This is a genomic window from Flavobacterium sp. CG_9.1 (assembly GCF_015751645.1).
Lineage (GTDB): Bacteria > Bacteroidota > Bacteroidia > Flavobacteriales > Flavobacteriaceae > Flavobacterium > Flavobacterium xanthum.
Genome location: NZ_JADOVC010000004.1, coordinates 105422 through 125677 on the forward strand (window position 1 = coordinate 105422; position 20256 = coordinate 125677).

The window sequence follows — 20256 nt, forward strand, 5'->3', positions numbered from 1 at the left end:
TTTTTTAAACAGAAAAAAGGATATTAGGAATTGTCTGTTTCAGCAAATAAACTTACTATTGCTGTCCAAGTAAACAATGACAAGCATTATAAACTCAAAACGATATGATTGAAATAGAAAGAAAATTTTTAGTTAAAAACGAATCGTTCAAGGCAGTTGCTTTTGCTCAAAATCACATTGCGCAAGGCTACTTGAGTTCAGTTCCTGAACGTACGGTTCGAGTTCGCATCAAAGGTAACAAAGGATTTTTGACCATAAAAGGGAATTCAAATAAAACAGGAATGTCCCGATTTGAATGGGAAAAAGAAATTCCTATTACTGAAGCTAAAGCATTACTACTATTATGTGAAGAAGGCGTCATTGAGAAAACCCGTTTTGAAATAAAATCTGGGAATCACACTTTTGAAGTAGACGAGTTTTATGGTAAAAATGAAGGATTGATTGTTGCAGAAATCGAACTTAATACTGAGACGGATTCTTTTGATAAACCAGAATGGCTTGGTGCTGAAGTCACCGGTGACATCCGTTATTACAATGCTTATTTAAGCAAAATTCCCTTCCAAAAATGGTGATTATTTATTCAATACTTCAATAGTTACCAGCATTCCCCCACTGCCTCTATTGGAAGTAATATCCATAAATGCACGCTTTGAGAGGTCAATTTCCCTAGACTTTACAAAAGGTCCTCTATCTGTGATTTCCACAATTACCCATTTTCCATTTTTTTCATTGGTGACTCTAACTTTTGTCCCAAAAGGAAGTTTTTTATGTGCGGCCGTATATTTGTTATTGTCAAATTTTGTACCACTAGTAGTGCGTCTTCCGTTGAATTTATCTGCATAATAAGATGCATGGGCAGCTTTTTTGAAAGGCTTAAAAACGCCTAATACCGCAACTAAAGAATCCAATTTTTTCTCCTCAATTTGAATTACCATTTTACTCTTTTTGATGGAGTCTTTTTGAACTAAGGTTTTCTGTCTTACTGAACTTTGACTATAGACCGCGCAACTTATTACCAGTAAAAAAAATAAAGTAATTGATTTTTTCATATATCTTGTGTTAGTTAAACCTATTTTACAAAAACCATACCTAGAAAAAAAAAGCTCTATTTCTAGAGCTTTTTTTTAGGTTTTTATAACCATATTTTCCATGGAATTCTGCTCAATATAAGTAATAATCCCAAACCATATAAAATAGAAAAGGTTTTAAATTTTGACTCACTAGTCAACAATTTTTTATGTTTAGACCAACCTATAGTGATTAAGGCAATAGCAATAACATTGATTAACGGATGCTCCAGTGCTAACAATCGGCTTTCCGTTGTTAAACCTCCCATTCCCACTGCTTTTATCATATTTAATCCGTTAGGTGAAACAAAATATAAAATGATACCCACTAAAAATTGAATGTGAATTGCAATCAAGGCAAACAAGGCAATTTTTCGATCTTTGGAAAGAAATTCTTTTTTAGAAAACATTCCAATTAAGGAATTTACCACCGCAACCACCAATACTAAAAGAGCCAAATAAGCCCAGCCAGAATGAAATTTTTGAATAAAATCGTACATATTTATTATTTTTGTTTTAACAAATATAACAAAAAAAGGCATAAAAAAACCACGTCTCTCAACGTGGTTTTTAAAATATTCAAAATCTTAAAATATTATTTTCCAAAAATATATCTCAAAGTAAACTGTGCTTGCCAAACATCAAATGTTGACGCGTTTTTCTGAAAAGTATCTTTAATTAGAACTCTAGTTCCGTCAGCTTCTACTTGAGTTGCTAATTGATAAAAAGGAACATTAGCAGTCGTAGTTCTGTAATTTAAAACATTCGCATTAGTAACTCTTTGCGTTACACCCCAATCTTTATTGATAAAATTAGTAAAGTTTAAGATATCAGCTCTAAATTGGAAGTTATTCTTTTTACCAGCAATCGTAATGTAAAAATCTTGAGTTGCAGATAAATCTAATCTATGTAACATTGGCAAAACTCCTCCATTTCTTTCAGCATACTGTCCTCTTCTTGTAGAAAGATATTTATCTTGATTGATGTAAGCATCATAAGCTAATTGTTGTTGTGCTTCTGTGTAAGCTGTCACAACAGTTCCATTTGTTACTGAAATTGGTTGGAAACGAATTTCATTAGCGCTATTTGGCACATAAATCAAATCATTATTATTCACTCTATCTCCATTCATGTCTCCTCCATAAGAATATGAAAACGGTCCTGACTGCTCACCAATATAACCTAAGTTGATTGACGTAGCTGCTCCTACATTTTTACCATATTCAATTTTATAACCAACGATACCTACTAATCTATGTGGTGTATTGTTATTAGACAATGCTAATGGCAAATCATTATTTCCATTTACAGATCTAGCACCAGTCCATGAACCAGAAGCAATAGAACCAGGAGACAATAAATCATTAGCACTTGAGTGCGTGTATGCGAAGGATCCCCAAAGACCTTTTTTATATGGATATTCTAATTTAAAAGTGGTAGAATAAAAATATCCTTTATCTGTATTACTTAAAACAACAGCACTTGAAACATTATCATTTACACGAACACCTGCATCAGTACGAGCATATCTTGGTCTGTTGTCCGGCCCACTAAAAGTTCCAACAGGAGCATCAAAGTTTGCGTTATAATAATTAATTGCATTAATGTTTCTTTGAAAAATCCCCTCAACTGTACCTACAAAACCAAAAGGAAGTTTTTGATCAACAGCTATGTTTGTTTTCCAAACTTGAGGAAACTTAAATTTTTTATCTGAAAAAGCCAATTCAAACGTAGTAGGAAGAGTTGGAGTAGCTGGAATAAAATAATCATTAGGATTAGGAGTAAACCCATATCCTCCGGCTGCCAATGCAGCACCACTAACGTCTACAAAACCTGTAAGTACCCCATTATTTCCAATAGCATTGGATAAATAAACTGATGGCGCTCTACCTGTAAATACACCACTACCTCCACGAAGTAAAGTAGATGCATCGCCATTTAAGTCTAAGTTGAAACCAACTCTAGGCTCAAATAAATATTGTGTGTCAGGCATATCACCTGTGTTGAACTTTTGTCCTTGTGCAAACGTCAATGCAGTAACTGCAGGATTTTCAAGAGCTGTATCAGCAAACCAAACTGCTGAAGCACGAAGACCTACCGTTAATTTGAATCTATCACTCAATTTCATTTCATCTTGCGTATATAAATCAAGTTTATTTGATTTAAATATTTGCAATGGCTCTTGAGCACCTGGCAAAGCTGAATATCTAAATTGTAAACGTGCAGGAAGTGCCGTTGTAGATGGTAATCCTCCTGTATTAGCTGATTGATTTGCCGCAGCGTAAAAATCAGTTAAAGAGTTAAACACGTAAACACCGTTTGATCCAGAGAAAAACAAGTTGCTTGATTTAAAACGTTCAAAATTAGTACCAAATAATAAAGAATGTTTCCCTACCGTTTTAGTTAAATTATTTGTGAAGTGCAATGTAGAATAAGACAATTTGTTACCTTGTGTAAAAGGATCTAAACCAGCTGAAATAGCAGTAGTAGCTCCATCTAAAATATCAATTGTTGGGAATAAACCACCACCTTGTAAAGCTCTATCTTCTATTTGTTTGTCATAACCTGCGATGAAGTTATTGTACCAAGAATTGCTTAATTTACTATTCAATTCCAAAACAGCTGATCTTGTATTATCTTGTATAACATAACCACTATTTTTAAAAGACATTGCAAGTGGGCTAGTTCTTCTATTACCAAAACCTAATGAATTTGAGTTTGAAGTCAACTCATCAGAATTTGAATCGTGATGAACATAACGAGCTGTTAATTGATGATTGGCATTAATATTCCAGTCAATTCTAGCTAGGTATTTTTTTGAAATTCTTTCTGCATCATAGTTCTCCCATGGTCCAGTAGTATAATTAAATTTCTCTTGTAAGAAATTAGAAAGTGTTTCCATTTGCGCATAAGTTGGTCGAGAGACCTGAGCACTTTGCTGTGGAGAACCTGTAGAGGTCCAAGTTGTAGCTGGACTTAAATTTTCAATTGTTTCAAAATTTCCAAAGAAAAACAATTTATCCTTGATGATTGGCATTCCAATTCTAGCACCCCAGATTTTTTCTTCAAATTTTCCAGGAACAATAACTCTTTCTCCCGCTTTAGTACCAATAAAATCTTTTTTATTGCTACGGAATGAATTATATACTGATCCCTCTACATCATTTGTCCCACTTTTTGTAACGGCATTTATTCCAGATCCTAAAAATCCAGATTGACGTACATCATAAGGAGCAATGCTTACTTGTAATTGTTCGATAGCATCTAAAGAGATTGCTGTAGAACCTGTTCTACCTCCTGCTTGTGAATCACTACCTAAACCAAAACCATTATTGAATACAGAACCATCAATAGTAAAGTTATTTAATCTTGAATCCTGTCCTCCAAAAGTACCATTACTACCTGCATTGGCATTGTACTTTGTGATTGAATTTATTGAACGTGCACCTGTTACTGGCACCGCTGTTATTTCTCTATTAGAAAATTGTTGAGAAGCTCCGGTTCTTCCTTTATTGAAATTACCTTTTGATTTTGTAGAAACAATTACTTCACTTAAAGCATTTGATTCTTCTTCTACAACAACATTTACAGTTAAGTTATTACCTAAAGGAGCGGTAATTTCTGTGATTTCTGTTGTTTTGTAACCAACGTAGGTCACCTTTACTGTATAAGGACCTCCTGGTCTAATTCCTTGCACTGCATACCGTCCATTACCATCCGTAGTAGAATAGTATTTAGTTCCTGTTGGCTTGTGAACAACCTCAACCGAAGCTCCCGGAAGAGTTTCTCCAGCATTTGATTTAACAGTACCAGACATAGCAGAACTAGTAACCTGCGAATGACCTACAACTGATAAAAAAATAATCAAAATAAAAATAATTCTTTTCATTTTTGTTTTTTGTTTAGTTTAAAAATATTTGGCAAAATTATAACATTTTTAGTTTAATAAGTTAACACAACGTTAAGAATTACTGTTTTTCTAAAAAGCAGAAATTCATTTAAAAATAATTTTATCGATATTTTTAACAATAAAAAGACTTTTTATCAATTAATAGCTATTTTTATTAAATTATTATCAATATTTATCCAATTGTAACCATTAAAAAAAACTCAAAAAACTTAAAAAAACTATTAAAACAGAGACACTTAGCCATAAAAAAGCCCTGATTTCAATCTAATCAGAGCCTTAAAAGCTATATTAACTACTCTAAAAAGAGCTGTCAATTCAAATTATGTGAAAATTTATTAAAAATATAAATTTTTTACTTGTTTTTACTTCTTAAAAAATGATTCAATAAAAAGGCAGTAGAACTATCATGACCTTGAACTTTTTCTGTCTTAATTTCCTCTAATATAGAGTTTGCCAATTGTTTACCTAACTCGACTCCCCATTGATCAAAACTAAAAATATTCCAAACAATACCTTGAACAAAAATTTTGTGTTCATACAATGCAATCAAAGAACCCAATGTTTTTGGAGACAACTTTTGGATTAAAATAGAATTCGTTGGCTTATTGCCTGAGAAAACTTTAAATGGCAAAAGAAACTGAGCTTTATCTTCTGAAATACCTTGTTTATCAAATTCAGCTTGAACTTGTACTGCTGATTTTCCATGCATTAAAGCTTCCGTTTGAGCAAAGAAGTTAGACATTAATTTATCATGGTGATCATTGTCTCCGTATAAAGGAGTTATAAAACCTATAAAATCTGCAGGAATCAATTTTGTTCCCTGATGAATTAACTGAAAAAAAGCATGTTGTGCATTTGTTCCCGGTTCTCCCCAAATTATAGTTCCCGTTTGATAATTCACTGGATTTCCGTCACGACCCACACTCTTACCATTGCTTTCCATCGTTCCTTGCTGCAAGTAAGGTGCTAATTTTTGCAAATATTGCGTGTATGGAATCAAGGCTTCACTTTCGGCACCAAAAAAATTATTGTACCAGACACTCAATAACGCTAAGACAACGGGCATATTTTTATCAAAATCTTCCGTCTTGAAATGCTCGTCCATTTCATTGGCTCCTTTTAGCAAGTCGTCAAAATTATCGTATCCAACAGCTAAACTTATCGTAAGTCCAACAGCACTCCACAAAGAGAATCGTCCGCCAACCCAATCCCACATCGGAAAAACATTTGCTTCATTTATACCAAACTCCGTTACTTTTTGAATATTAGTCGAAACCGCAACAAAATGTTTAGCAACATCTGCTTGAGTTGTGCCAAAATCTTTTGATAAAAACCATTTTCTGATCGTTTCAGAATTAGTCAATGTTTCTTGTGTGGTAAACGTTTTAGAAACAATAACAAACAAGGTTGTTTCAGGATTCAACTTTTTAATGATTTCATTGACATGATCACCATCAACATTGGAAACGAAATGAACATTTAAATGATTTTTATAAAACTGTAATGCCTCTACCACCATAGCGGGTCCCAAATCTGAACCACCAATACCAATATTTACAACATTTGTAAATGCTTTTCCCGTAAAACCAGTTCTCTCACCAGAAGTTACTTCATTCGTAAATGCTTTAATTTTATTTTTTACTTCATAAATTTCAGGAATTACATTAATTCCATCAACAGTAACAACCGCTGATTCCTTAGCACGTAAGGCAGTATGCAATACAGCTCGGTTTTCAGTTTGATTGATTATGGCACCATCAAAATAATCCGCAATAGCACTTTTAAGCCCCATTTCATCAGCCAGTTCCATTAATAATTGAATGGTTTCCTGATCAATACAATTTTTTGAATAATCAAGTAAAAAATCATTCCATTGCAGGTTAAACTTATCAATTCTAGTAGGATCCAGTTTAAATAATTCCTGCATAGACACTTTTTGCATCTTGTTGAAATGCATTTCTAGTTTCTTCCAAGCAATTGTTTCCGTTGGGTTTATCGTATTTAAAGCCATTTATAAAGGATTTGTAGTATTGTTAAAATTGGGACAAAAATACTCAAATTTGTTTTAATGGAAAATAGGTTTTGATTTATATAACAATTTTGCAGCAAAACAGTTAATTTTTGAAGTACGAAATAAACGAAAGACTTGTCATTTATCACCAAAAACAATCCAAAGTCTATAAAAAAGGAGTCAATTATAAATTGGCAACGCTGTCTAATACAAATTTCAACGGCGTAATTTGTTTATTAAAGCGATTTTTACTAGCACCACTCATCGGTTCTCCAGTAGGCAATTTAAGCCTCAGCGCATCCACTTGTCTTCCATTTTTCCAAAAACGATAACATACATGAGGTCCAGTTGCAAGACCTGTACTTCCTACCAAACCAATAACTTGACCTTGACTGACACGCTGTCCTCGTCTTACTAATATTTTTGACATGTGCAGGTATTGCGTAGAATAAGTTCCGTTGTGTTTTACTTTTACAAAATTTCCATTTCCAGCCGTAAATCCACTTTGCTCCACAACACCTCCAGCTGTAACGGTAATAGGAGTTCCGCGTGGAGCAGCATAATCCGTTCCTTTGTGCGCTTTCCATCGGTGTTGGACCGGATGAAACCGACTGGATGAAAATCGGGATGAAATTCTGCTGAATTTAATAGGTGATTTAAGAAAGAAATTTTTTAGGGTTTTTCCTTGCTCATCAAAGTACTCTTTTTTATCTGAATTGGGATTCTGCGCAAAAGGAAAAGCATAGATAATTTTACCTCTGTATTCAAAAAACGAAGCTTCCAACTCTTCCACGCCGTCATAGATGCTATCATTTATGAATCGTTCCGTAAAAGTTATTGCAAACCGATCGCCTTTTTTGAGCTTCATAAAATCTATAGAATAGGCATAAATTTTAGCGATTTTGCTGGCTAGCGCTCCTTCTATCTTTGCATTGCCTAAGGTTTCAGACAATGATTCTTTTAAAACTCCGCCAATGGTTCGGCGTTTAATCGTAATGGGTTTTATTTTTTTGTAAACAACCACTGCGCTATCTCGCATATCAATTACGTAATAGGTCAACGCATCCGGTTGATATATAAAAACCTGTAAGTCATTCTTTTTATTTTTGGACCGAAGCAAAGTAAAAGGCTTGTTTATCCTGATGCTTCTTACATCAAAACTATCTCTTACTTTAGCGACAATATCAAATACTTTTCGATCTCCAATATATTGCTCTTCTAGTAATGTACCAAAAGTATCCCCTCTTTTCACAGTGTCCTGAACTACATTAAAATCAGCATACACAAACCCAAATTCACTTTTTTTAGGGACTAATTTTACTATCTTTTCCTCCTTTATTTCCTCTACTTTTTTACATGATACTAAAGAAAATAGCGCTATAATAACTATAAATATTTGTTTCAAACCTTGTTTTTTAATTCAACTTACATTTCGACTCCCCAATTTTCTAATTCATGGCTACTCCATAGTTCCGGGAAGAAAATTCTTCTTTGGTATTTTGGATGCATGTATTTTTTCCAGTCACTTCCACCTGTAGCTTCGCCATCTCCTTTTCCGCTTTGATCAATGTATTTTTTTGCTGTATTCAAATGCTGCATCACCCAAGTAATATTAACCGTATGGTCGTAATGACGCATCGCTTGAACTAATTCAGGATTTTTTTGATCCAATTCCGGCAGTTGCTTAAATTTTTGCCAAATATTTATGGTGTTGTATTCCTCCATGTGCGCTAGGAATTCCTTTTTATATTTTTTTTCAAATTCCTCTAATAGGAAAGATTTTTTTCCAGTATGATAATCTTTACCAGCAGCTTGCCAATACAAATGCTCTAAGGCAAATTCATAAGGCGTATTTCTATCAATTGAATCTCTATAACGATGGTCGATCAGATTTATTAGGTCTGTGGACGAAAATTCTATCAGACGGTATTGTGCGCTTTGAAAACCACTAGCGGGAGTTAACGTATTTCTAAACTTCATGTATTGCTCTATTTCCATCCCATCGCCCATAATGCTGAAAGAGGTGGTTAACATATCAAAGTAACGACTAATTCGCATCAACCTTTCTGTAAAAAACACGGTATTTATTTCCTTACAATAAGAGATTTGTTGCATTTCCCATAGAATCATTTTGAATATTAATTCATTTACTTGGTGATACATGATGAAAACCATTTCATCAGGAAGCGTCGTTCTTTGGATTTGAAGATTTAACAAAGCGTCTGTTTGAATGTAATCCCAATACGTAATAGGTTTAGACCAAAGCAATCCTTCTAACTGTGTCTCTGTTTTTTGATTTATTGCATTGTATTTAAGCTCAATTTCTTTTAAGATAGCTTCTGAATTCTCGTTATTATTCATTATTATTTTGTTTTAAAAGGAGTCTTCAATCCTTTGTATGCATCAATATCTGCTTTGATTGAACCTACAGCTAAGCTGGCTTTTATTCTAAGTGGCAATTTATTATCGTCATCCGAAATCCAAACGGTAAGACTTTCTTGCTCCTTAAAAACACGCCCTGATTGAACTAAAGGTCTAAAAATCATCGCTGGGATAACGCCAAATTTAGTGGTAATATTTTCTCGCCCCATAAATTTTAGCTTAAATTTTGTAGTTTCATCATCAAAAAACATGTCAATGGCCACGGCTTCGCCAATTTTTAACTTATCAATATTAGGATGATTCCTTAAATAATAAAAAGTCGATAAAATATCTTGTGTGTTTTTTGGGATGTAAAGTGTTTTTTCTGTCTTGTGTTTATAATCTTTTACAACCACTCTATTGCTGGATTGATTGAAAAAACCTTCTTGATTTTTAGTGTACCCTCCTTCATCAATTTTTCGAACAAATTGATATGGATTTCTGGTTTCTTTGTCAATATAACTTTCGTATAAATCGTCCACCTTGAAGAAAAATCGAGACATTCCAGTAGTGGATCCCTTACCGATAACATGAAACGTTTTTTTATTATTTATCGTAGCATCTTTTACCTCCAGCGTGGCATAACCAGCATTTACTATTCCGTAATGGATTCTAAATTTGAACCACTCGCCAACAGCATAAGCATCTTCCTGGGGAGAATCAAAGCTACTTACAGTTATAATCAATAAAAAGAATAAGAATAGTTTTTTCATTATTTGATTTGTCTATTTATGGACTGTACTAGCAAATTTTATTCCAAATATATCAAAACAAAAAAACTCAGTCAAATAATGACTGAGTTTTTATGCTATTAACTAACCAAAAAACTATAAACTATGAAATTTATATGAAATCAGGAAGGAAACCACCCCTTCCCTTTTTGCGAGTGCAAAGGTAGTTAACAAAACTAGTTATATTTGTTAAAAATAAAGTTTAACACAACATTTACAAAAATACAGGTTGTTCATCGGTTATTTTTTCACAATGTGTAAAAATAACACCTATTTACAACGTTCCTCGCAATTGCTGTTCTCGTTCAATTGATTCAAAAAGCGCTTTGAAGTTCCCTGCACCAAAACCTTTGGCACCCATTCTTTGAATAATTTCAAAAAACAAGGTAGGCCTATCTTGTACCGGTTTAGTGAAAATCTGCAGTAAATAGCCCTCTTCATCCGCATCAACCATAATGGCTAATTTCTCGATTTCATTCAGGTCTTCTTTCATCATTTTCATGTGGTCACCCAATCGTTCTGGAATAGCTTGGTAATAAGTGTGCGGTGGAGCAGATAAAAATTCGATTCCTCTTGCTTTTAATTGCGACACTGTTTTGATAATATCATCCGTAGCAATAGCGATGTGCTGAATTCCAGGTCCACCATAAAAATCTAAATATTCTTCAATTTGTGATTTCTTCTTTCCTTCAGCTGGTTCGTTGATTGGAAATTTGATTCTACCATTTCCATTAGACATTACTTTACTCATCAAGGCCGAATATTCGGTATTGATTTGCTTGTCATCAAAAGATAGGAAATTCACAAATCCCATCACGTCTTCATAGAATTTCACCCAAGTATTCATTTCATTCCAACCTACATTTCCCACCATGTGGTCGATATATTTTAATCCTGTTGGCTCTGGATTGTAATCGGATTTCCATTCTTTGTAGCCCGGTAAGAAGACACCCGTATAGTTTTTACGCTCCACAAAAATATGTACCGTTTCTCCGTAGGTATAAATTCCGGAACGTACTACTTCTCCAAATTCATCTTTCTCAACCGTTGGCTCCATAAAAGAGCGCGCTCCACGTTTCATAGTTTCTTCGTAAGCGCTTGTAGCGTCTTCAACCCAAAGAGCCGCCACTTTCACTCCATCACCGTGTTTTTGCAAATGGTCATGAATAGGAGAATCCTGTGTTAAAGGCGTTGTTAATACAATACGAATCTTATCTTGCTTTAACACATACGAGGTTCTGTCTCGAACTCCGGTTTCTAATCCGGCGTACGCCAATGACTGATAACCGAAAGCGGTTTTGTAATAATGTGCCGATTGTTTTGCGTTTCCTACGTAGAATTCTACATAATCGGTTCCTAGTAAAGGAAGGAAATCTTGTGCTCCTTCAAATATTTTTTCTAGTCCGTATTCTACTGATTTTACTTCTTTGCTCATTGTAATTTATTTTTTGATTCGGCACTTCTAGTTTTGGAACGCGGATACCGCGGATAAAACTGATGTACACGGATTTATTAATTTAAAATTATGTTGTTGTTTACTCTAAATCCATAGCCCTGATAGCAGTGAAAATCCTTTTTTGAGGTTTTTTAACCGAAAAAAAGATTGCAACGAATAGCAGGAAATAGCTCCTTCCTTCGACTACGCTCAGGATGACAATTGTAATGCGATTACTTCGTCCCTTGCAATGAATTATTCTACCCAAGATTTATAGTACTGACCATCGTCTAGTCCCATCGCTTCTTCGGTGACCATCAACGGGCGAAACGTATCGACCATTACAGCTAATTCGTGCGTTTCTGTATGACCTATACTGCGTTCCATGGCTCCTGGTGCGGGTCCGTGGGGAATGCCTTTTGGGTGCAATGTAATGTGACCTTGCTCAATATTATTACGACTCATGAAATCGCCATCTACATAATACAAAACCTCATCACTGTCGATATTGCTATGATTGTAAGGCGCTGGAATAGATTTTGGGTGGTAATCGTACAACCTTGGAACAAAAGAACAAACCACAAAAGTTGCTGTTTCGAAAGTTTGATGCACCGGTGGCGGCTGATGAACGCGCCCCGTTATAGGCTCAAAATTATGAATGCTAAATCCGTAAGGGAAATTATATCCGTCCCAACCCACAACGTCAAAAGGATGCGTGGCATAAACCACTTCATGCATCATTCCTTCTTTCTTGATTTTGATCAGGAAATCGCCTTTTTCATCATGTGTTTCTAACTCGTTTGGCAAAATAAAATCGCGTTCGCAAAAAGGAGAATGCTCTAAATGTTGCCCTGATTCGTTTTTATAACGTTTTGGCGTGTAAAAAGGCGCAAAGGATTCGACGTAGAACAATCTGTTTTCCGAAGTTTCAAAATCAATTTGGTAAATCATTCCGCGAGGAATAATCAGATAATCTCCATATTCAAAAGGAATATTTCCCATCATGGTGCGCAATTTTCCTTTTCCTTTATGAATGAAAATCATTTCATCCGCATCGGCATTTTTATAGAAATAGTTGCGTAATGATTGTCTTGGAGCGGCTAATCCTATCGTACAATCCTTGTTGACCAACATCGCTTTCCGACTGTCTAGAAAATCATCTTCTGGTTTTAACTCAAAACCTTTTAACAGTAGTGATTTAATGTTTTTTCCAATGGCAATTTTAGGTTCAACCGAATAAGATTTTAGAATTTCTTTTACCTGTGTTGGTCTGTGAACGTGATACAACAATGAAGAATGACCATGAAAACCTTCTGTTCCAAAGAGTTGTTCGTAGTACAAACCGCCGTTTGGTTTTTCGAATTGTGTGTGTCTTTTTTGGGGAAAACTCCCTAATTTATGATATAAAGGCATGATTTTTTTTTTAAAGTGTAACAAATTAAAGTTTAGATTACTTTATTAAGTGCTATGCTAAATCAAAAAAAAGAGTCCTTATTCCGGATTTCTCTTGATAAGGAATTGAAGATACTCTAATAAACCTAGCCATTTTGTTTTCATTATAACAAATATCGGAATTATTATTGAAATAAATTAAATTTAAAACAAAAAGCCAATACTGAACCAGGTAAATCCTTTAGGCTGTTCTGGGGACCACGAATATTTTATTTCTACTGGTCCAATTACCGTTTCTAAACCGTATCCAACGGCATATCCAGAATATTTTGGGATAGAAATCCAATCCACGGTCTCAAAAATTCGATCTCCAATATTAGCAAAATTTGCTGAAAAGTTGATGTGATTCTTTTTATAAAACTCATAATCGACCGTGCCTGTTGATTTTATATAACTATTAGCGACCAAACTCAAATAATCATAACCATATAAATATTTGAAATTATTAAGTGGATTGTATCCGTAACCGCCCAGAATAAAGTTGAAAAAAGCAACACTTTCCTGACCAAAAGAAAAACCTGCATCAGTTTGGAATTTGACAGTAGCATTTTTAAATAAGGTTGCTGCTACTGCAAAGTCCCCTTTAGCAATAGAGAAGGGTTGAAAATCGCCCGTATAGTTAGAAGAAACCAAATAGGATTGGACATCACCTGCAAAATACCACCCTTTTTTGGGGAAATATTTGTTATCAAAAGAATCAAATTTCAAATAACCAAAAAGACTTAAATAGTTACTATTGTCAATTGTTGGATTCACATTGGCCAATGTTTCCGATTTTATCTTTAAATATTTGAGTTCCACGCCACCTCCAATCAAAAATTTCTGAACAAACAAAGACTGGAAATACACTTGATTAGTCATGTCGCTAAAATCAACATTGACAGCGTTGATATTGGGATTATTAAAAGCGATACTGCTTATTTCTTTCGCTACATTTCTATTAAACTGGTTGTAATGTGATTTAAAACCAAAACTCAAATTAAATCCGTTTTCAATGTAATAGTCTAAATTGTACCTGAAATTATCTCCCAAAATAATATCCAAAGAGGCGATGTCGTTTTTAAAAAGTGTTTTTTTACGAGTTAAATTTACTAGTACACCGCTTTTAAACAAATTATCATAGTGCATTCCGAATTTCAGATAAGTCTTTGTCTCGTTTTCCTTTAAATTAATATTTAAGTCTACCGCTCCTTGATTAGTTTCCAAGGAATAAGAGATAGCGCTAAAATTTTGTGAGGCATTGATATTATTAATCCCCTTTAATAAGTCATCATAAACAATTTTTGCTCCTGGCTTAAATCTTAATTTTCCACTGATATATTCTTTCGTATAATTATCTAAATCATTGCTGTTTATAGCACTAATTTGTAGGCTATCAGAATGTAGCTTCAGTTTAGGCTTGATGTAAGGATTAGATTCATCAACTAGTTTTTTTAGCTCCTCAAAAACAGCAAATGTAGCCTCTTCTCCTTTTTTAATTATTTCTTTGCCTTTATCAAATGAAATCACACCATATTGTGAAATATCGGGTTTTATGTAAATATCCGTATTCGCAATATTTTTCGTCATTCGTTCTATAGAATGAAGATTAGTGATTTGGACTAAAATTTTAGTAGCATCTTTAAGCTGCGTTCGATCTAGCAAACCATCTTGAACGTCAACACCTATAATGATGTCTGCGCCTAGTTTTCGTACCTCTTCAATGGGATAATTATTGACTACTCCACCATCTACCAAAATTTTTCCATTAATTTCCACAGGGGAAAATAAAGAAGGAAAAGCAGAACTGGTTATCATAGCCTGAGCCAAATTCCCTTTGTTTAAGAGTACTTCTTCACCGGTTTCAACATTGGTGGCAATACACAAAAAAGGAATGGACAGTTGGTTAAAATCCTTAACATCCCTCACGTTTCTGGTAATCCTACTTAATAAATTATAATTGTACATCCCTTTAGACAAGGCTTCCGGAATCCCAATTTTCATTTTGTTAAACGGTAAAACTAAAGCGTACAGCTCATCATTTCTTCTTTCGTAAAAATTCTTTGAAGATCTGGGAATAAAATCGTTGATTAACTCATTGAAATTTGTAGCTTGAAAAATAGAATCTATTTGGGATGCATTATATCCCGAGGCATAAAGACCCCCAACAACCGCGCCCATACTGGTCCCGCCAATGTAATCGATCTTGACTCCTGCTTCTTCTAGTACTTTTAAAACACCTATGTGAGCAAATCCCTTTGCACCACCACCACTTAAAACTAAACCTATTTTAGGTCTTTTTTGCTCTTGCGAAAATACCGTCAGACTGGTAAAAACAATCAATAATAATGCGATTTTCTTCATAAGCAGCAATTTGTCTCTTAGCAGAATTAGGTAGTATTAAATTTCATTTGTTGTCTTGTAAAATTCGACAATTTTTTTGGCTTTTGACATACCTATAACGTCCGAAATTTCTTTTTCTGTTGCTAATTTTAATCTTTTAACACTTTTAAAGTGCTGAATCAAAGCCAGCATTGTTTTTTCTCCAATTCCCGGAATAGACTCAATCGACGAATTCAATGCCGTTTTACTCCTTTTATCGCGGTGATGCGTGATCCCAAAACGGTGTGCCTCGTTTCGTAATTGTTGAATTATTTTTAAGGTTTCCGATCTTTTATCCAAATACAACGGAACAGAATCGCCGGGATAGAATAACTCTTCTAACCTTTTGGCAATCCCAATAACGGTGATTTTCCCTCTTAAACCCAATGCGTCTATACTCTTCAACGCGGATGACAGTTGCCCTTTTCCTCCATCAATAATAATCAATTGAGGCAAAGGCTGTTCTTCTTCTACTAATCGTTTGTATCTTCGGTAAACCACTTCGGTCATCGAAGCAAAATCATCTGGTCCTTCAACCGTTTTAATATTAAAATGACGGTAATCTTTCTTGCTTGGTTTTCCATCTTTAAAAACTACACAAGCAGCGACTGGATTCGTTCCTTGAATATTCGAATTATCAAAACATTCTATGTGTCTTGGCTCAACAGGCAACCTCAAGTCTTTTTGCATTTGTGCCATAATTCTTTTGGTATGGCGATCAGGATCTACAATTTGCAGTTGTTTGAGTTGTTCAATTCGATAAAACTTAGCGTTGCGAACGGACAAGTCCAGAATTTGTTTTTTATCTCCCAATTGCGGGATTGTAATTTTGATGTTTTCGCCCAAATCCACATGAAACGGAACAATCACCTCTCGAGACAACAATTGAAAACGTTCTCTCAGTTCTATTATCGCCAATTCTAGTAATTCCTCGTCACTTTCATCCAATTTCTTTTTGATTTCCATCGTATGAGAACGAATAATCGAACCATGGGAAATTTGCAAAAAGTTTACGTATGCCGCACTTTCATCCGAGACAATTGAAAACACATCGATATTGGTGATTTTTGGATTTACAATTGTGGATCGCGATTGGTAATTCTCCAGGATTTCTATTTTTTCTTTTATTTTCTGCGCTTCTTCAAAATGCATGTCGGCTGCCAGATTCGTCATGACTCGCTTAAAATCCTTCATACTTTCCTTGAAGTTCCCTTTCAAGATTTCACGAATCGCATCTACTTGTTTTTGGTAATTTTCCAAAGTCTCATGACCTTCACAAGGCCCCATGCAATTGCCAATATGGTATTCGAGACAAACCTTGAATTTCCCACTTTCAATATTGCTTTTACTCAAATCATAATTACAAGTTCGGAGTGGATACAACTCTTTAATCAGATCCAGAATAGTACTTACGGTTTTGAAACTGGTATACGGCCCAAAATATTCCGATCCATCTTTGACCATTCTGCGTGTGGCAAAAATTCGGGAAAAAGGTTCTTTCTTAATACACAACCAAGGGTAACTTTTGTCATCTCGCAGCAAAACGTTATAGCGCGGTTGCAGCGTTTTTATCAGGTTATTTTCTAACAAAAGCGCATCCGTTTCTGTAGGAACAACGATGTGTCTGATGGTTACAATTTTCTTTACGAGCACATTGGTTTTCGCCGTATCATGAATTTTATTAAAATAAGAGGAAACTCTTTTTTTAAGATTTTTGGCTTTGCCCACATATAAAATTTTCCCTTCCTTATCATAATACTGGTATACTCCAGGATTGTCTGGTAAAGTTTGGATTTGAAGTTCAAGAGTTGGGTTTTGCATGGTTTATTTATTTCAAAAAAAGTGTCGTTTTATGCGACTTTCCTTAGCAAGGCTGTTAATTTTACAAACCGTTACTTATTTCGTTTCAAATTTACGAATTCAAAATAATTATTTCTATTTTTAGCTTTTAATTCAATATGAAAAACTCAAAAACCATTAGTATTTTAGGAGAAACTATTTTGCCTGGACAAAGTAAAACTATTTACATGGAAATTGCGAAACTACACAATGCTACAAAACTCAAAATCCCTATAGTTGTTCAACGGTCAAAAATTGAAGGACCTACCATACTCTTTTCAGCAGGAATTCATGGTGATGAAATAAATGGAGTTGAAATTGTAAGGCAGTTAATCACCAAAAAAATAAATAAACCAAAAATAGGCACTATCATCTGTATTCCCGTAATCAATATGTTTGGTTTTGTAAATCAATCTAGGGAATTTCCAGACGGCAGAGACTTGAATAGAGTTTTTCCAGGAAGCAAAAAAGGTTCTTTAGCGAGTCGATTTGCCTATCACATTCTAACTGAAATAATGCCAATTATAGATTATGCCGTTGATTTTCATGCTGGTGGCGCCAGTCGATTTAATGCTCCGCAAATCAGGTTAGCTCCAAATAACGAAGCGCTTAAAGATTTAGCCGATGTCTTTAATGCTCCCTTCACTTTGTTTTCTAATAATATTGCTGGAAGTTTTAGAAATGCCAGTCAAAAGCTAGATGTAAAAATGCTCCTTTTTGAAGGTGGAAAATCACTAAATATCGATTATCCAGTAGCCCATGCTGGGGTTGAAGGCGCTAAACGCATTCTATCACATCTTAACATGTTAGCTGAGAATCATGTTGTCAAGAGTCCAGAAAAAAAGACCATTTACATTCAAAAATCAGCCTGGATCCGTGCAAAATGTTCAGGCTTACTGCACGACAACGGTTTTATAGGTTTATTTGTTGCAAAAGGCACTGTATTGGCAACAATAACAGATCCATTTGGGAAATTTGAACGCAAAATAAAAGCTCCAAATGACGGGTTTATCATCAACGGAAACCAAGCTCCAATCGTGTATCAAGGCGATGCCATTTATCATATTTCAAAGACCATTTTAAATGCAAAGCACTAAAAAAGAATTAAGAATAAAATACAAAAATCTTCGACAAAACCTTTCGGAAGATGAAGTGGAAGAAATGAGCTTGGCTGTTGCCAATAAACTGCTTACCATTCCGATTTGGGAAAAAAACTATTTTCATATTTTCCTGCCCATTTCCGAACACAAAGAAGTCAACACCGAATTTATTTTACACTTGCTATCTGGAAAAGACAAGGACATTATTATTTCTAAAAGTGATTTTACGACGAGAAACATGAGTCATTTTCTTCTGACAGACAACACAAAAATCAAGAAAAATGAATATAATATCCCAGAGCCTATCGATGGAATAGAAATTCCGTCAACTAAAATCGACGTTGTATTTGTCCCCCTTCTAACATTCGACAAAAAAGGACATCGTGTGGGTTATGGAAAAGGATTTTATGATAAATTTCTATCCGAATGCAAACCCGACACTATCAAAATAGGCCTTTCTTTTTTTGAAGCTGAAGAACTGATTGAAGGTATTTTTGAAGGTGATATAGCCCTAAATTATTGTGTTACTCCAGATAGAGTTTACTCGTTTTAACTTTTAATCTGTACTTTCGCACCAGATAAAATTTAATCAAGTTATGAGAACATTTAAAAATTCAAGAGTAGCGGTAAGTATCATGGTACTTCTTTTTGCAGTTTCCTTTTCAAACTGCAGCATTCACACTGGAACGAGCAGATCTACCTACAAAGCTAAAAGACTTCCACCAGGTCAGGCTAAAAAAATATACGGAGGAAAAAGCGCAAAACGTTACGCCCCGGGACATAATAAAAATTAACCAAAAAAGACCTGTTCAAATCATGAACAGGTCTTTTTTTGTATGTTATAAAAAACGTTGAATCTATTCGTGATGAAATGCTTTTTTATTAAAGAAAATCAAGATTCCAACTCCGGTAGAAATTGCCATATCGGCAATATTGAAGATGGCGTTGAAAAAAGTAAATTCTTTTCCGCCCCAAATTGGCAACCAACTTGGTAAAGTTCCGTGCCAAAAAGGAAAGTAAAACATATCTACTACTTGACCATGAAACCAAGTTCCATACGGTTGATCTGAGAACAAGGTAGCCAGTTGTTGTTGACTGTCATCAAAAATGACACCGTAAAAAACAGAATCGATAATATTACCAAAAGCACCTGCAAAAATTAAAGATATTGCTACAATTAAGTAATTGGAGCTGTGTTTTTTCTCCACAGAATCCCACAACCAATACCCAATTCCGCCTACGGCCACTAATCTAAAAAGCGTCAGGAACAATTTACCATAAGTTCCCGGGATTTTAGTTCCCCAGGCCATTCCCTCATTTTCAATGAATAGAATTTTGAACCATCTGAAGACTTCTACTTCTTCTCCTAAAATAAAATTGGTTTTGATATAAATTTTAGAAACTTGATCAACAAGCAATAAGATAAAAATAAGGAGATACGCTTTTCGTAATGACATTTTATAAATTTTAATGGCGCAAAAATAGCAATTTAATCAAAAAAAACGCTCCCAAAGGAGCGTTAAATCTTGTTTAACAGAAGGTTTATCGTTGCAAGTTCTTTGCTTCAATACTCATGGTAGCATGAGGAACGATTTTTAATCTTTCTTTCCCTATCAATTTTCCGGTCACTTTACAAACGCCGTAGGTCTTATTCTCTACACGGAATAGGGCGTTTTTCAAATCACGAATAAACTTCTCCTGACGAATCGCCAGTTGTGAGTTTGCCTCTTTTGACATGGTTTCACTACCTTCTTCGAACGCTTTGAATGTTGGAGACGTATCATCGGTACCATTATTCAAATCATTCATATAAGCACTTTTAATCAAATCTAAATCGGATTGTGCTTTTTGTATTTTACTCAGTATTATCACTTTAAACTCCGCTAAATCAGCATCAGAGTATCTTGTAGCTTCATCTACCATTTTATA

The 20256-nt window shown here is 34.6% G+C and carries 17 protein-coding genes; 4 read left to right on the plus strand and 13 right to left on the minus strand.

All coding sequences use genetic code 11. The features are described 5' to 3' along the window. The first annotated feature begins 104 nt into the window (after positions 1-104). Complete coding sequence (locus IWX83_RS03525; protein WP_196827683.1) at positions 105-572, plus strand: CYTH domain-containing protein; 468 nt, start codon at positions 105-107, stop codon at positions 570-572. On the opposite strand, the gene IWX83_RS03530 is transcribed toward IWX83_RS03525, so the two are convergent. The 11 genes from IWX83_RS03530 to uvrC form a co-directional block, all read right to left on the minus strand. Beyond that, on the minus strand, positions 573-1049 hold the full coding sequence (locus IWX83_RS03530; RefSeq protein ID WP_196827685.1) for a septal ring lytic transglycosylase RlpA family protein: 477 nt from the start codon (positions 1047-1049) through the stop codon (positions 573-575). A gap of 83 nt (positions 1050-1132) precedes the next feature. Further along, complete coding sequence (locus IWX83_RS03535; RefSeq protein ID WP_196827687.1) at positions 1133-1567, minus strand: hypothetical protein; 435 nt, start codon at positions 1565-1567, stop codon at positions 1133-1135. A 95-nt stretch (positions 1568-1662) separates the two neighbouring features. Beyond that, positions 1663-4956, minus strand: coding sequence for a TonB-dependent receptor (locus IWX83_RS03540; protein WP_196827689.1), 3294 nt, complete (start codon positions 4954-4956; stop codon positions 1663-1665). Between the two features lie 373 nt (positions 4957-5329). Then, on the minus strand, positions 5330-6988 hold the full coding sequence (gene pgi, locus IWX83_RS03545) for a glucose-6-phosphate isomerase (protein WP_196827691.1): 1659 nt from the start codon (positions 6986-6988) through the stop codon (positions 5330-5332). A gap of 184 nt (positions 6989-7172) precedes the next feature. Then, entirely contained in the window at positions 7173-8393 is a 1221-nt protein-coding gene (locus IWX83_RS03550) for a peptidoglycan DD-metalloendopeptidase family protein (RefSeq protein WP_196827693.1), read from the minus strand. 20 nt (positions 8394-8413) lie between these two features. Then, complete coding sequence (locus IWX83_RS03555) at positions 8414-9349, minus strand: tryptophan 2,3-dioxygenase family protein (protein WP_196827695.1); 936 nt, start codon at positions 9347-9349, stop codon at positions 8414-8416. 2 nt (positions 9350-9351) lie between these two features. Further along, positions 9352-10122 (minus strand): DUF3108 domain-containing protein, encoded by a 771-nt coding sequence (locus IWX83_RS03560; RefSeq protein WP_196827697.1) that lies wholly within the window; start codon positions 10120-10122, stop codon positions 9352-9354. A 292-nt stretch (positions 10123-10414) separates the two neighbouring features. Then, positions 10415-11575 (minus strand): 4-hydroxyphenylpyruvate dioxygenase, encoded by a 1161-nt coding sequence (gene hppD / locus IWX83_RS03565; RefSeq protein WP_196827699.1) that lies wholly within the window; start codon positions 11573-11575, stop codon positions 10415-10417. A gap of 255 nt (positions 11576-11830) precedes the next feature. Continuing rightward, positions 11831-12988 carry a homogentisate 1,2-dioxygenase gene (locus tag IWX83_RS03570; RefSeq protein WP_132066390.1) on the minus strand — a complete coding sequence of 386 codons (1158 nt, stop codon included), beginning with the start codon at positions 12986-12988 and terminating at the stop codon, positions 11831-11833. A gap of 183 nt (positions 12989-13171) precedes the next feature. Then, entirely contained in the window at positions 13172-15370 is a 2199-nt protein-coding gene (locus IWX83_RS03575; RefSeq protein ID WP_196827701.1) for a patatin-like phospholipase family protein, read from the minus strand. Between the two features lie 36 nt (positions 15371-15406). Then, entirely contained in the window at positions 15407-17209 is a 1803-nt protein-coding gene (gene uvrC, locus IWX83_RS03580; protein WP_196827703.1) for an excinuclease ABC subunit UvrC, read from the minus strand. Positions 17210-17346: 137 nt separating this feature from the next. Between uvrC and IWX83_RS03585 the strand changes: the two genes are divergently transcribed. The 3 genes from IWX83_RS03585 to IWX83_RS03595 are packed head-to-tail and all read left to right on the plus strand — an operon-like array spanning position 17347 to position 19121. Continuing rightward, a complete protein-coding gene (locus IWX83_RS03585; RefSeq protein ID WP_084129542.1) occupies positions 17347-18324 on the plus strand; it encodes a succinylglutamate desuccinylase/aspartoacylase family protein in 978 nt (325 codons plus the stop codon). Beyond that, the gene (locus IWX83_RS03590) at positions 18311-18880 is read left to right on the plus strand and encodes a 5-formyltetrahydrofolate cyclo-ligase (RefSeq protein WP_196827705.1); all 570 of its coding nucleotides are present in this window, start codon (positions 18311-18313) and stop codon (positions 18878-18880) included. The genes IWX83_RS03585 and IWX83_RS03590 overlap by 14 nt, the downstream gene beginning before the upstream one ends. A 43-nt stretch (positions 18881-18923) precedes the next feature. After that, the gene (locus IWX83_RS03595; RefSeq protein ID WP_073352846.1) at positions 18924-19121 is read left to right on the plus strand and encodes a hypothetical protein; all 198 of its coding nucleotides are present in this window, start codon (positions 18924-18926) and stop codon (positions 19119-19121) included. 63 nt (positions 19122-19184) lie between these two features. Here the strand turns inward: IWX83_RS03595 and IWX83_RS03600 are convergent, their stop codons facing one another. Both IWX83_RS03600 and IWX83_RS03605 read right to left on the minus strand, forming a co-directional pair. Then, the gene (locus IWX83_RS03600) at positions 19185-19784 is read right to left on the minus strand and encodes a lipoprotein signal peptidase (protein ID WP_073352845.1); all 600 of its coding nucleotides are present in this window, start codon (positions 19782-19784) and stop codon (positions 19185-19187) included. A gap of 85 nt (positions 19785-19869) precedes the next feature. Further along, positions 19870-20250, minus strand: coding sequence for a TraR/DksA C4-type zinc finger protein (locus tag IWX83_RS03605; protein WP_196827707.1), 381 nt, complete (start codon positions 20248-20250; stop codon positions 19870-19872). Between the last annotated feature and the right edge of the window lie 6 nt (positions 20251-20256).

Bases quoted from the DNA above. Each gene is read 5' to 3' on its own strand.
- uvrC (WP_196827703.1), bottom strand. From the start codon at position 17,209: ATGCAAAACCCAACTCTTGAACTTCAAATCCAAACTTTACCAGACAAT.
- IWX83_RS03525 (WP_196827683.1), top strand. From the start codon at position 105: ATGATTGAAATAGAAAGAAAATTTTTAGTTAAAAACGAATCGTTCAAG.
- IWX83_RS03575 (WP_196827701.1), bottom strand. From the start codon at position 15,370: ATGAAGAAAATCGCATTATTATTGATTGTTTTTACCAGTCTGACGGTA.
- IWX83_RS03570 (WP_132066390.1), bottom strand. From the start codon at position 12,988: ATGCCTTTATATCATAAATTAGGGAGTTTTCCCCAAAAAAGACACACA.
- IWX83_RS03540 (WP_196827689.1), bottom strand. From the start codon at position 4,956: ATGAAAAGAATTATTTTTATTTTGATTATTTTTTTATCAGTTGTAGGT.
- IWX83_RS03535 (WP_196827687.1), bottom strand. From the start codon at position 1,567: ATGTACGATTTTATTCAAAAATTTCATTCTGGCTGGGCTTATTTGGCT.
- IWX83_RS03600 (WP_073352845.1), bottom strand. From the start codon at position 19,784: ATGTCATTACGAAAAGCGTATCTCCTTATTTTTATCTTATTGCTTGTT.
- IWX83_RS03590 (WP_196827705.1), top strand. From the start codon at position 18,311: ATGCAAAGCACTAAAAAAGAATTAAGAATAAAATACAAAAATCTTCGA.
- IWX83_RS03560 (WP_196827697.1), bottom strand. From the start codon at position 10,122: ATGAAAAAACTATTCTTATTCTTTTTATTGATTATAACTGTAAGTAGC.
- IWX83_RS03555 (WP_196827695.1), bottom strand. From the start codon at position 9,349: ATGAATAATAACGAGAATTCAGAAGCTATCTTAAAAGAAATTGAGCTT.
- IWX83_RS03530 (WP_196827685.1), bottom strand. From the start codon at position 1,049: ATGAAAAAATCAATTACTTTATTTTTTTTACTGGTAATAAGTTGCGCG.
- IWX83_RS03595 (WP_073352846.1), top strand. From the start codon at position 18,924: ATGAGAACATTTAAAAATTCAAGAGTAGCGGTAAGTATCATGGTACTT.
- IWX83_RS03605 (WP_196827707.1), bottom strand. From the start codon at position 20,250: ATGGTAGATGAAGCTACAAGATACTCTGATGCTGATTTAGCGGAGTTT.
- IWX83_RS03585 (WP_084129542.1), top strand. From the start codon at position 17,347: ATGAAAAACTCAAAAACCATTAGTATTTTAGGAGAAACTATTTTGCCT.
- pgi (WP_196827691.1), bottom strand. From the start codon at position 6,988: ATGGCTTTAAATACGATAAACCCAACGGAAACAATTGCTTGGAAGAAA.
- hppD (WP_196827699.1), bottom strand. From the start codon at position 11,575: ATGAGCAAAGAAGTAAAATCAGTAGAATACGGACTAGAAAAAATATTT.